Source organism: Ureibacillus manganicus DSM 26584 (assembly GCF_000772945.1).
Classification (GTDB): Bacteria; Bacillota; Bacilli; order Bacillales_A; family Planococcaceae; genus Ureibacillus; species Ureibacillus manganicus.
In genome coordinates, this window is sequence record NZ_JPVN01000014.1 from 1 (window position 1) to 12,628 (window position 12,628).

Consider the following 12,628-nt stretch of genomic DNA (forward strand, 5'->3'; position numbering starts at 1 on the left):
TTGTGAGAGGGGCGAAAATAAGTTAACTTATTTTCCCTCTACTCGATTGAAGTAATGAATTATCGGAGTAGGGTTCTTGAAGAAAAGGGGGAGTTTCTGATAGCAGCTACAACCAATAAAAATTATATTTGGCTATATTTCATAGCATTTTTCTTCTTTTGGAGTATCAGGGAATTATGGTTGGTTCAGTTTTTAGATTTGATGGAACCCGTTCCAAGAGCTATTATATCAGCCGTTATTAAAATAGGTATTTGGGTAATTCCTGTGGTTTTATTAGTTAAATTTGTAGATAAAGTTGAACCGTTTTCTTATTTAGGTTTGCGTCATAACTTTAGAAACGGCTTGAAATGGACGGGTTGGGTATCGTTAGTTTTGCTATTCTATGTGGTGCTAAAAATTACTGTATTAGGGGATACGATTGATTTTCAATTAGAGGTTAACGAATGGCTAAATGTTGTTCTATTAGTTGGAATCACTGAGGAGATTGTCTTTAGAGGTTTTCTATTAAGAAAACTTATGGAATCTTTTAAATTTGGGATTGCAAATACTATCACTTCTTTGCTCTTTGTATCAATCCACTTTCCAATTTGGATTTATAAAGGTGAGTTTGAGTTTTCTAATCTTCTAGTTACTATGACTACGATACTCTCAATTTTGGTTTTAAGTATATTATTTGGAATTATATATAAAAAGAGTAATTCTCTTTGGACAGTGATTATCATTCATTCTCTATATAATTTGATTGTGTTGATCTTCAACTGACAGAGGCGGTTTCGTGACAACTCGAAGTAATTTCGTCCGACTACTGTCACGAAAAGCGTTCTTTCGTGACAACTCGGAGTGATTTCATGCCTCTACTGTCACGAAAACAGATCTTTCGTGACAACTCGGAGTGATTTCATGCCTCTACTGTCACGAAAAGCGTTCTTTCGTGACAACACAAAGCGATTTCGCACCTCTACTGTCACGAAACCCAATCTTTCGTGACAACTCCTTGTGGTTTCGTCCCTCAACTGTCCTCCAAGCAGTTTACTCCCAAAATAAAATAACTTTAGAGTATTTGAAACAAAATGAATTGCAGCACGACTTGTTAGTGAGGGGGGATGTTAGTGAGTAGCGGGTTAGATATAGAACGTTTATATACAGAATTTCATTTAGATATTTATCATTTTTCTTTATATTTTTCCAGTAACAAACAAGATGCAGAAGATATTACACAAGAAACCTTTTTAAAAGCAATACGAAATATTCATATGCTGAAAGATCGTAATCGTGCAAAGTATTGGTTACTATCGATAGCAAGGAATACAGCAATCGATCATTTCCGAAAGAGGAAGCAAAAGTCATCATTACCTGAAATAATTGAAAAAACTACAAACGAAGATATGAAGAATTCCTTGGATGACTTTCTTTTAATAAAGGAACAGTGGGAGGAAATTCAACATGCTTTACTTAGAATTAAGCCTCATTATCGGAGTTTACTCATATTAAGGGGAATCCAAGAAATGACAATTAAAGAAACAGCCGAAATATTGGGTTGTTCTGAATTGAAGATACGAGTGGACTTTTATCGTGCAGTAAAGGTTTTGAAAAAGGAACTACATGTATTGGAGGGAGTGAATAAAAATGGAAAATTCCAAAAATCTAACTCAAGAAGCTAAACAGCTACTTCGTCCAATTAAAGATAGGCCAGACTTACAACCATCGCCAGACTTTGTAAAAGAGTTATATCGTCAAATTATGCTAGAAAATACAAAAAAGAAACAAAAGGTGAAGAAATTATTTCCTTTGATTGTTGCAGTAGCGATTATTTTTATATTGCCAATAATAATTTTTTCCTATCAAATTGACGTAGAAACAACAAAAGGATTTTTAATTGAAGAATCCTCACGTATCCAATTGGTGGACACTATCAATTATGGAAGTGAAGAAGGAGAAATTGGTTTAAGTGCTCATGGTATTAATCCAGTGAGTAGTTTTGATATTGAGCACGGAACATTATATCTTTTAGATGAGGTTAATTCTCAGGTAGTTATTAGGAGTGTTGATGGTAATACAAGGTCATTTCCAATTCATAAAGACCAAACTATTATTGGTGGACTTGAAGATATATTGGTTACAGAAGATGAAAATATATTTATTTTAAACTCTGTGGAGAAAATCGTTTATCAATATCATCCGGACGGAAAACTAGCAAAGACATACGATTTAACGAAATTGGATTTATTTTTTCCAGACGCATTATATGAAGTAGCAAAAAATGAAATTATCGTTGGTCAAAATCAAAACAAGTTTGCTAACCTCCAAACTATGAGTTTCATAGATGATAAAAATCTTCCTTTTCAAATTAGGAATATTAACCGTAAGGAAAGCTTATTAGTAATTAATGATAAAGAGAAACAGATTGAAATTCCTATGATATCAGACTTAGGAATTGGGAATTTAGCGATCCTAGAGGAAATGGATGAACAAATAATTTATATGCAGACCGTTACACCTCCCGTAAATACTCCCATTTCAGAGACGCATATATATGGACTTAACAAACAAGGTTCTAAGCTGGGAGGTGTGCGTATTCCAGAGGAGAATTTTATAGAAAAACCTCAGCGGCTAGAAAATTATATTAAAATAGATCAAAATAAAATCTATCTCGTAATTCCTGAAAACGAACATGTAGCCTTATATGAAATAACGTTAGGAAAACAGTATGAAAGCTTTATTGAGGAACAAGTGGAAAGAGTTAATGTTGGTTTTGATTATAAAACATTTGGAGAACCTTTTCCGGAATTGGAGATTGAAATTAGAAATCTTCTAAAAGATGATAAAATCCAATATGGGAATGAAAACTCATTGAATGGAGCATCAATCAATAAAGATGGGACGGTAATTATTGATTTTAAGGATTTCTTAGCTGGAAGTCCAGCAAGCGCTGAAGCCCAATACTTTTTTAATGAACTTTATTCAGCAACCTTCGAGAAATTTCCAGAAATACAACAAATCTATTTCCAGTTCGACGGTAGCTTCAGTGCGTGGGTTCATTGGTTAGAAAGTATTGAAGAACCTTGGAAAAGGCTAGACTCACAATAATATTAAGTGAGAATTGAAACAGTGGGGGTTCATTCCCTACTAATTGTTAGTCTACAAAGTTCAAATTGAAAGTGGGTTGCTGCGGCAATCCATTTTTCTTTTAAGCTAAAGAATGAGATTGATACAAATAAAGGAAATGAATTTGAAAGAAAGAATATGTAGGGGGAGGGGGATTAGAGATGAGTAAACAGTCTTTTATTGAATTTGAAAAGAAACTTAAAAGTATAAGAATTGAAGCATTCGTAATTTATAAGGGGGATACGCGGATCTTCGAATACTTAAAGAATAAGAAAGTCGTAGAAAAGCCTGCGAAGGTGTACTCCATAACAAAGAGCATTGTTTCATTGTTAATTGGAATTATTGTAGATAAAGGGTTAATCCAAACAATCCACGAACCCATCCAAAACTACTTTCCAGAAATTGTAGAGTCAAAAGATTCAAAGAAGAAGGAAATCACCATCTTTCATTTGCTGACCATGACTTCAGGATTACAAGTAGTGAATTTTCAAGGCTCAAAAAACTGGGTTAAATCCATACTCGAACAGCCTATGATCTATAAAGCCGGTTCAACCTTTCAGTACAATTCCGGAGACTATCATTTACTAAGTGCAATCATACATAAAATAACTGGTGTACCTACAGCTTCATTTGCTGATAAATATCTATTCCAACCATTAGGGATCAATAAATACACATGGCTAACGGACCCGCAAGGAATTCATGGGGGTGGTTTTAGTATTTCGCTAACTTTAGAGGATATGGTGAAGATTGGACAGCTCTATTTAAATGAAGGTCGATACAATTCCAGGCAGTTGATTTCATCCAACTGGATTCTTCAATCCAAAAAACAAAATAAAGAAGTTGATACAACAGAAGAAGGAACCTATGGATATGGTTATCAGCTATGGACTTATGAAAGTACGAACAAGAGCATGGAGTACTACTATGCAAATGGTCTATTTGGACAATATATATTTATAGTTCCTGAGTTAAATATAATGGCTGTGGCGAAAAGCCAACTACAAGAAGACCTGCAGTCTGCACCGAGAGTCTTTTTCGAAGAACTTTTAGGTAGTTGGCAGGGTGTGTGAGACATAAGTTGGTAAATAAGGCGAATTAGTTTAATAAAGTTTTTTTAAAGGAGCGAAGAAATGGTCCTTACAAAACTGTTACTATTTTTAGCAATGTTCTTTTGTTTAAAGTTTTTATTAAAAAGGGCTCTTATTAAGATATTCAAGGTAGAAAAGGAGTCTTATCATAAGGAGTTCGTTCACAAGAAACATAAAATCATTAATGTCATTTTAGGAACATTCTTAATTCCTATTTTTATTCTCCTGTTATACTTTTTGCAAATAGGAGTTATTTCACAAATGTCAGTATTAGGTATCTTTCTTTTATCAGCAGCTGTACCTTGGGTGATAGAATCGTTCTTTTGGTGGAAGCAAGATCCTGACTCAAGATATTACGTAGTATGTATTGGAGAAGCAATATTCTTTGTTATTTTTGCAGTAATTGTATGGCAGTTTGGGATCTTTGGACTTACAACAATTTAATTTGAAATGGCGTAAGTCCGCTTATTAAGACAGTAGAGCCACAAACGGAGCGGCTAATGTCCCAATAGACTGCTTATTAAGACAGTAGAGCCACAAACAGAGAGGCTATTGTCCCAATAGATTGCTTATTAAGACAGTAGAGCCATAAATAGAGCTTCTAGTGTCCAAAAACTCAGCTTATTAAGACAGTAGAGCGACAAACAAAGCGGCTAATGTCCCAATAGACTGCTTATTAAGACAGTAGAGCGACAAACAGAGCAGCTATTGTCCAAAAACTCAGCTTATTAAGACAGTAGAGCCTCAAACAGAGCGGCTAGTGTCCAAAAACTCGGCTTATTAAGACGGTAGAGTACAAACTAAACGCCTAGTGTTCTGCAGATTCACTTTTCATCATAACAGCTCCGATCAAATCCTATATTTGAGTAGAATCATTTTGTATAGTAGGTATGATTATAGAGATATATTTTCATAAAAATTGACGTATATAATTATGGGAAGGAGTAGTTGCATGCATTTTAAAATGAATGAAGCTATTGAGTTGCTAGAACGTACACCCCAAACGCTGGAGTATTTTTTATCTGGTTTATCGGAAGGATGGCTCCACTGTAATGAAGGCGAAGGAACTTGGAACGCCATTGAAGTAGTGGAACACCTTATTGAGGGAGAGAAAAATAATTGGATTCCAAGGTTAGAATTTATTCTTCAGGAAATTTCTAATAATCCATTCCCTCCCTTTGACCGGTTTTCACATTTGAAAAATATGTCTCAAACTTCAATTGATCAGAAGCTCCAGGAATTTAAAGCAATCCGAATGCAAAACATTAGTAAGCTTAAATCTTTGATTGAACCTGATCTACATCTCGAGTTAGAGGGTTCACACCCTGCATTTGGTACAGTTAAGGTAAGAGAGTTGCTTTCAACCTGGGTTGTCCATGATTTAACTCATATTTCTCAAATTGTACGAGTAATGGCTGAGCGATACAGGGCAGATGTGGGTCCTTGGGAAGAATATTTAGGTATTTTGAAAGAGACTAAGCATTAAGAAAGAATTTGATTTTGATAATCAGCAAGATGAAGATTTAGATAAAGAGAGATTCTAATAATACCTTCACTTTTTCTAATAACGCCCTCAGATTTTCTAATAAGTAGCCCATTTTTTCTAATAACAGCAACTTGAGGACTGGAATTAAGGTGAACTTCTAATAACTACATCATTTTTTCTAATAACGCCCTCAGATTTTCTAATAAGTAGCCCAATTTTTCTAATAACAGCAACTTGAGGACTGAAATTAAGGTGAACTTCTAATAACTACATCATTTTTTCTAATAACACCCTCAGATTTTCTAATAAGTAGCCCAATTTTTCTAATAACAGCAACTTGAGGACTGAAATTAAGGTGAACTTCTAATAACTACATCATTTTTTCTAATAACACCCTCAGATTTTCTAATAAGTAGCCCAATTTTTCTAATAACAGCAACTTGAGGACTGAAATTAAGGTGAACTTCTAATAACTACATCATTTTTTCTAATAACACCCTCAGATTTTCTAATAAGTAGCCCAATTTTTCTAATAACAGCAACTTGAGGACTAGAATTAACATGAACTTCTAATAAGAGAACCTGACGAAGTGTGAATTTCGTCAGGTTCTTTTTCATTTTCTCACAAATGAAATTAAAGTAATACGTACGAAAATAAAAACTTTTTTATATTTTGTATAAGTTTACTTTACTTTTGTAAAAACTAAATTTATAATTTGATTCAAGAGGTGAGGATCATGAAGAAAGATTTTGGTGATTCGATATCAAATAAGGTTTATGAATATCGTGTACTTGCCAGAATGTCTCAGCAAGAATTAGCAGAGAAAGTTGGGGTTTCTAAACAAACCATCTTTGTAATGGAAAAAGGAAACTATGTTCCGACTCTGTTGTTAGCTTTTCGTATTGCAGAATTTTTTAATGTTGATGTAAACGAAATTTTTACTTATGTAAAAGGAGATGATGAAAATGGTAAATAAATTTTTCACAGATATCCAAAACGCTATTTTTCTTCCTTTAAAGTCGTGGGCTGAACAATCGCCTGGAAATTGGAATATTCTCATCGTTGCTGGTTTTTTACTACTTATGGGGAGTGCGATTTTAGCCTATGTAATGCATAAAATGATGGGGCAAAAAGACGAACGTACAAATATAATCTCTTTGAAAAGCGCTTACTGTGTGCTGGCGGTAGTAATCCTATGTGACATCATTTTTCCTAAAGAATATATGTGGAACATCTTTTTCTTGTTCAAATATGGTATCGCATTTTTAGCTGGAGGAATTTACTTGGCCGTACAATATAAAAAGGATTTTTCATAAGTAATGCCGAGGGGCATGGCTGAGAGAAGGATGGTGGTTAGACGGCTAATCTCCAGTGGATAATCAATAACAAGTTTTGATTGAGGATTTGTTCAGGAAGTACTAACCAAATATAGTCATGCCAAATCCGCACTCTCCTCAACAATATTCTGGAAGCAGCCCTACGTCTTAAGGATTATTAAATTAAAAGGAGTAGCGTGATAGTGTGAATGAAAACTCCATAAACCTAATATTAAAGGCAATTTTTCACTTATTAATATCATTCCTTGGATTCTTCAGCATTGTATTACATATCATTTACTCTCCTGATCCCTGGGTCACTATAACAAAATTCACAATCCAGTCGAATCTAATTGTTTCTATAACCTTCTTATTTAGCTGTTTAGCAATTTTAACGAGAAAATATTCGACTCCTTTCTTGGATTATTTGAAAAATTGTTGCGTTATCTTCATGTTCATAGTTATTGTTACCTACCATTTCCTTCTCTCAAGTGGTGGAGAATACGTTGGAATTCGGAATATCACTAACTTTACACTACATTATTTAATACCCATATTTGTATTTATGAATTGGTTTGTTTTTGAAATCATGAAAAAATACAGCTATAAGTTCATCTTTTACTGGATGATATATCCTTTTCTATATACCTTTGTTTCAATGGTTAGAGGCTTATTTGATGGTTTTTATCCATATTTCTTTTTGAATCCTAATGGTGAAATTCCTGTAGGTGTTGGTAGTTATACAAATGTTGTATTGTTTATATTAGCTTATTTATCTGTCTATATAATTTTGGGCTTTTTATTGATTACATTTAATAGGGTATTTGTAAAATTAAAAACAACATTGCCACAAATTCAAACACGATATACTAGAAAAAATCTTTGACCGTGTGAGCTCTAAATTGCACTTATAGCTAAATAGGCATTTCTTCAAGAAGGAGATATGCCTCTTTTTATTGAATAAAGGAAGTGGTATTAATCAATAAAATAATAACTGTGTTACTCAACAACTGGGCGCAATTCATTAACGAGAATTGTGCCCTTGTTTATAAAGTGACTTTACAAAAGCGAGGAAACGAACTAAATGTCCAAAGAGATGTATGTACAAATAAATGTTTGTAAACTATACGCTAAATTGGTTGGAGAAAATAAAGGAAAACCGACTATTGTAATGGATGCTGGGTATGGAGATACTTCAAAGGTTTGGGATTCATTGATTAGTGATCTATCAAAGCTGTCTGATGTTCTCGTTTATGATCGAGCGGGACTTGGGAAAAGTGAAACAAGTTCTAAACCCAGAACTAGTAGTGAGATGGTAAGAGAATTGCATGAACTTCTGGATAAAGTAAATATAAAACCCCCATACATATTAGTTGGACATTCATTTGGTGGAGTTAATACACGTCTGTATGCAACTGAATATGAAAATGAGGTATTTGGGCTTGTCTTGGTCGATTCTACACCAGAAGAATATAGGGAGAGATTCCTTCCTACGATGCCACAAGAGTTTCAACAAGCATACAACAAGCAATTCATTTACGAAGGTAATTACGATGAGTTTATGAAAAGCTTAAAACAGTTGAAGAATACAAGAAGAATGTTAAATGTCCCGTTGATTGTTCTTTCAGCGGGAAAGAAAGCTCATTATTCAAAAGAATCACAAGCATTGTGGCATGAGATGCAAAGAGAGATTCTTGAAATATCCTCAAACGGGGAATTTATCATTGCTGAAAATAGTGCCCATTATATACAGAATGATGAACCAGAAGTAATCGTTAGCGCAATAAAGAGGCTTATTGAAAACTATTAATATATATTACTGCAAATGAACCGAGGCATTCCTTAAAGAAGGAGAAATGCCATTTCTTATTGAAGATTTCTACATATGGAGTTTAATTAATCTTAATAATAGTTTAGGAGCTTGCATGTGAAAAGGAAAAGAAAGGTCATTATTTTTCTTATTACAATAACTTTGTTCATATTAACTATTCTTTTATTTCCTACCTGGACACCTAAAATCGAAGGAGTAAACAGTGTTGCAGAATTAAAACAAATCGAAATAAATGGTACAAAACTTGAAGTGATGATTAGAGGTGTTGATAAGAGTAATCCGATTATCATCTTCGTGCATGGTGGTCCTGGCTGTTCAGAGATTCCTTATGTCAGAAAGTATCAAGATCTTCTGGAGGAACATTTTACAATTGTTCATTACGACCAGAGGGGGAGTGGAAAGTCATTTCACTTTTTTGAAGACTACTCAAATATATCGATAGATCAACATGTGGAAGATTTATTGGCTCTGACTGAGTATGTTAAAAATGAATTACACCAAGAAAAAGTAATATTAATAGGCCATTCTTTTGGAACAAACATAGGATTGCAGGCTGCAAGTCAAAACCCAAATAGCTACGCAGCTTATGTTGGTATTGGTCAAGTTTCCAACATTATAGATAGCGAGACAGATAGCTTAGAATATACAATAGACCAAGCGCACCAAGCGGGAAATCAAAAAGATTTAGAGCAATTAGAGCTGCTTAGAGATTCTATTAAAAGCGGCGAAGCACTTACACCAAGAAGCATGGTCCGTAAATACGGAGGAGCAGCAAGGTTAATCGATGATAATATGGACTATTTCACTGGGTTTCTAACGAGCCCAGAATATAACGTGCTTGATGTGATACGTTATTTTAGTGGAATTTCAGCAACACAAGCAATATTACTAAATGAACAAAACAAGAAGGATATCACAACAATAGTAGATAAAGTTGATATTCCTTTGTATTTCGTCATGGGAAAATATGATTATATGACATCAACAAAAGCAGCAAAAGAATATTTTGATCAATTGGAAGCCCCAGTGAAGGATTTCGTTGTATTTGAGAGTTCTGCACATTACCCGCAGTTTGAAGAAGAAGTACTTTTTGCTGAATGGTTGATCAAAACGTGGAGAAGTTTGGAGAAGTAGTTCACCTAAAATTTAAACATCTGATAGGGGGAAGGAATTTATGAAGAAAGTATTTAAGCAATTTGAAGATACACTGCATGAGATTCAAAAATTAAAAGAGGTAAAAGAATCCCAGCTAGTTGACCCGATTAGTGAAGGAAAGTGGTCTATTAGAGAAATTATAGGACACTTATATTATTGGGATAAGTATATTCTTGAAAATATGGTTCCTGCTATGTTTAATGGAGCAAACTTGCCACAGTTTCCAGACCATGACCAACATAATAAGGAAGCAATATCATATTTAATAGACTATTCAGTAGATGAAATTATAGATGCTTTCACTGAAACACGGAAGGAACTAATTGAAAGTACCTTAATAGTTGTTGAAGATGTTAGGTTTACTATTGGAAGTGGTAATCGACAGTTCTCAGTTGAAAGTTTTATAAAAATGTTTGTAGAACATGATATTCATCATTTGAAACAGATAAAAGAGAAGTTAAGTCATTAGAAGGGAGAAATCTATGATTATCCTAATTAGCGCTGTCAGCAGTACCGGGAAAACCTTGATGGCCCAAAAGTTGTTAGAAAAATATCATATTACTTATCTTTCAATCGATCATTTAAAAATGGGTTTGTACAGAGGAGATAAGAATTGTGGATTCACACCACTAGATAGTAACGAAGTGATTGGTGATAAGCTCTGGCCAATAGTAAAAGGAATCATAATGACAAATATAGAGAATGAACAACACCTTATTATTGAAGGATGCTATATATTGCCGCACTATCTGAAAGACTTTGACAATTTTTACTCAGAAAAAATCATTCCAGTATTCTTCGGGTTTTCAACGAATTATATTCAAGAAAACTTTGAAACAAAAATAGTAGAACATAGAAATGCAATCGAACACCGTGCTGGGTCAGAAGAAAGAACAGTAAACGAAGTAATAAACGAACATACAGAATTTAAAGAAGCCTGTATAAATGCAGATGTAAGGTATTTTGAAATTGAAAATGACTATGATACTGAAATAATGAAAATCTATGACTATATTGAGACTGAAAAACGGAGAATCAATTGTTTAAAATAGGGGGCTTGAGAAGTTCATTGTGGAGGATATTTCTTTTTGTAGAATTAACTATCCAACAAAAAAGCCCCCTTAATAAGCAATTAAGGGGAATCAAGATGCGCAACTAAAAAGGAAATCTCTTTTCATCTTCAATGGTCAGTTAATTAGTATATGTCCAATAATGATAAGAGCTTAGATTGATATGGTTTAACAAAACTGTAAATAGAATAACTATTCCCTACTCTAAAATCCATTCGGTTATTAAAGGTTTTTTATCATAAGAAATAGTGTATTGAAGTTTGGAGTACATCCATGTTTCAGGTTCGTATGTTTCTTCAATAATAATAGAATCTTTGTTGAAAATAATTAAGACTTTATTTTGTTCTTTGTTTGGAACAGTGAATATAAATCCACCATCTCCGTCTGGAATTTTCCAACCATTTTCTGATTTATCATAAAGCGAATCAACGATCTTAACACTTAACTCAGAACTAAAATACTTTTCATATAACATAACTATTGATTCTTTGTTGTTCGTTTCTTTGGGTATGTCAGAAATATAATTTTGAATCTCATTTAAATAATTATAAACTTTTTCGTCATTCCACTTTGAAAAATCATCCGACTTAGCTGCACTACATCCCACTAATAATGGTATACAAAGCATTACAAATAAAATAATTCGCATAGGCTAAAACCTCCTTCATATTTAGTTTCATAGACCTTATCTTACTAAATATATTTTATAGTTTTAGAAAGTTGACCATTTATTGATTTTCGGTGAGTAATATCCCGTGGCTTTAAAATATAAATCTATGTAGTATAGGATTTTTTCATTTATCATGTAGAATAAATAGAATGAACGAATCCGATTTTAGGTGGATTTGTACCGTTCTACAAAAAGATAAATTAGGTGAAGATTCAATGTTCGGAGAAATTTTAATTAAGGGACTTATTATTGGGTTCAGTATTGCGGCACCTGTTGGTCCCATTGGGGTTTTATGTATTCGCCGAACACTTGAGCATGGTAGGTTCGTTGGATTCGTTTCTGGTTTAGGAGCTGCAACAGCAGATGGAGTATATGGATTAATTGCTGGTCTTGGTTTGACACTAATCACAAATTTTTTAGTTGGACAGCAGTGGTGGCTTCAGCTTATTGGTGGAGCTTTCTTGTGTTACTTGGGTGTGAAAATATTCTTTTCAAGACCATCGAATACATCAGCCAAGGCAAAAGGAACCAACCCTTTTACAGCATACGCGTCAACCTTTTTCTTAACATTAACGAACCCAGTAACGATTTTATCATTCATTGCTATTTTTTCAGGTCTCGGAATAATGGATAAATACTCTACAACACTTGGCTTAGTTTTAGTGTTAGGAATATTTTTAGGTTCAGCAATATGGTGGCTTTTGCTAAGTAACATAGCTGGAATTGTTGCGAACCGGATAGAGAAGTCTTCTCTAAGTCTTGTTAACCGTATTTCAGGATTAATATTATTATTGTTTGGCTTATATGGTTTAATAATTGGGATTATTTAAAGAGGGCATTAATCTGAAAAGATTAATGCCTTTTTAACACGTTCATTTCCTCAAAAAATTATGTTTCTTCTAT

The 12,628-nt window shown here is 33.7% G+C and carries 15 protein-coding genes; 14 read left to right on the top strand and 1 reads right to left on the bottom strand.

What is annotated here, in order from left to right:
- Positions 1-54: 54 nt before the first annotated feature.
- The 13 genes from CD29_RS12005 (at position 55) to CD29_RS12065 (ending at position 11,037) form a co-directional block, all read left to right on the top strand.
- Positions 55-762, top strand: coding sequence for a CPBP family intramembrane glutamic endopeptidase (locus CD29_RS12005; RefSeq protein ID WP_081976234.1), 708 nt, complete (start codon positions 55-57; stop codon positions 760-762).
- 347 nt (positions 763-1,109) lie between these two features.
- On the top strand, positions 1,110-1,661 hold the full coding sequence (locus CD29_RS12010) for an RNA polymerase sigma factor (RefSeq protein ID WP_052124136.1): 552 nt from the start codon (positions 1,110-1,112) through the stop codon (positions 1,659-1,661).
- On the top strand, positions 1,627-3,087 hold the full coding sequence (locus CD29_RS12015; protein WP_036187084.1) for a GerMN domain-containing protein: 1,461 nt from the start codon (positions 1,627-1,629) through the stop codon (positions 3,085-3,087). The genes CD29_RS12010 and CD29_RS12015 overlap by 35 nt, the downstream gene beginning before the upstream one ends.
- 179 nt (positions 3,088-3,266) lie before the next feature.
- Entirely contained in the window at positions 3,267-4,178 is a 912-nt protein-coding gene (locus tag CD29_RS12020; RefSeq protein WP_052124137.1) for a serine hydrolase domain-containing protein, read from the top strand.
- 93 nt (positions 4,179-4,271) lie between these two features.
- Positions 4,272-4,640, top strand: coding sequence for a DUF4181 domain-containing protein (locus CD29_RS12025; RefSeq protein ID WP_235801832.1), 369 nt, complete (start codon positions 4,272-4,274; stop codon positions 4,638-4,640).
- A 508-nt stretch (positions 4,641-5,148) separates the two neighbouring features.
- On the top strand, positions 5,149-5,682 hold the full coding sequence (locus CD29_RS12030; protein WP_036187090.1) for a DinB family protein: 534 nt from the start codon (positions 5,149-5,151) through the stop codon (positions 5,680-5,682).
- A gap of 737 nt (positions 5,683-6,419) precedes the next feature.
- A complete protein-coding gene (locus CD29_RS12035; protein WP_036187093.1) occupies positions 6,420-6,659 on the top strand; it encodes a helix-turn-helix transcriptional regulator in 240 nt (79 codons plus the stop codon).
- Positions 6,649-6,999: a hypothetical protein gene (locus CD29_RS12040; RefSeq protein ID WP_036187096.1), complete on the top strand. Its 351-nt coding sequence runs from the start codon at positions 6,649-6,651 to the stop codon at positions 6,997-6,999. The genes CD29_RS12035 and CD29_RS12040 overlap by 11 nt, the downstream gene beginning before the upstream one ends.
- 205 nt (positions 7,000-7,204) lie before the next feature.
- Positions 7,205-7,885 carry a Pr6Pr family membrane protein gene (locus CD29_RS20480; protein WP_169716181.1) on the top strand — a complete coding sequence of 227 codons (681 nt, stop codon included), beginning with the start codon at positions 7,205-7,207 and terminating at the stop codon, positions 7,883-7,885.
- Positions 7,886-8,083: 198 nt separating this feature from the next.
- A complete protein-coding gene (locus tag CD29_RS12050) occupies positions 8,084-8,809 on the top strand; it encodes an alpha/beta fold hydrolase (RefSeq protein ID WP_036187102.1) in 726 nt (241 codons plus the stop codon).
- Between the two features lie 117 nt (positions 8,810-8,926).
- The gene (locus tag CD29_RS12055) at positions 8,927-9,964 is read left to right on the top strand and encodes an alpha/beta fold hydrolase (RefSeq protein WP_036187105.1); all 1,038 of its coding nucleotides are present in this window, start codon (positions 8,927-8,929) and stop codon (positions 9,962-9,964) included.
- Between the two features lie 40 nt (positions 9,965-10,004).
- Positions 10,005-10,454 (top strand): DinB family protein, encoded by a 450-nt coding sequence (locus tag CD29_RS12060; protein WP_036187108.1) that lies wholly within the window; start codon positions 10,005-10,007, stop codon positions 10,452-10,454.
- A gap of 13 nt (positions 10,455-10,467) precedes the next feature.
- Positions 10,468-11,037, top strand: coding sequence for a 2-phosphoglycerate kinase (locus CD29_RS12065; RefSeq protein WP_036187111.1), 570 nt, complete (start codon positions 10,468-10,470; stop codon positions 11,035-11,037).
- Positions 11,038-11,254: 217 nt separating this feature from the next.
- Here CD29_RS12065 and CD29_RS12070 read toward each other — a convergent pair whose 3' ends face one another.
- Positions 11,255-11,704: a hypothetical protein gene (locus tag CD29_RS12070; protein ID WP_036187114.1), complete on the bottom strand. Its 450-nt coding sequence runs from the start codon at positions 11,702-11,704 to the stop codon at positions 11,255-11,257.
- Between the two features lie 236 nt (positions 11,705-11,940).
- Here CD29_RS12070 and CD29_RS12075 point away from each other — a divergent pair, with 236 nt between their 5' ends.
- Positions 11,941-12,555 (top strand): LysE family translocator, encoded by a 615-nt coding sequence (locus CD29_RS12075; RefSeq protein WP_036187117.1) that lies wholly within the window; start codon positions 11,941-11,943, stop codon positions 12,553-12,555.
- Positions 12,556-12,628 lie beyond the last annotated feature (73 nt).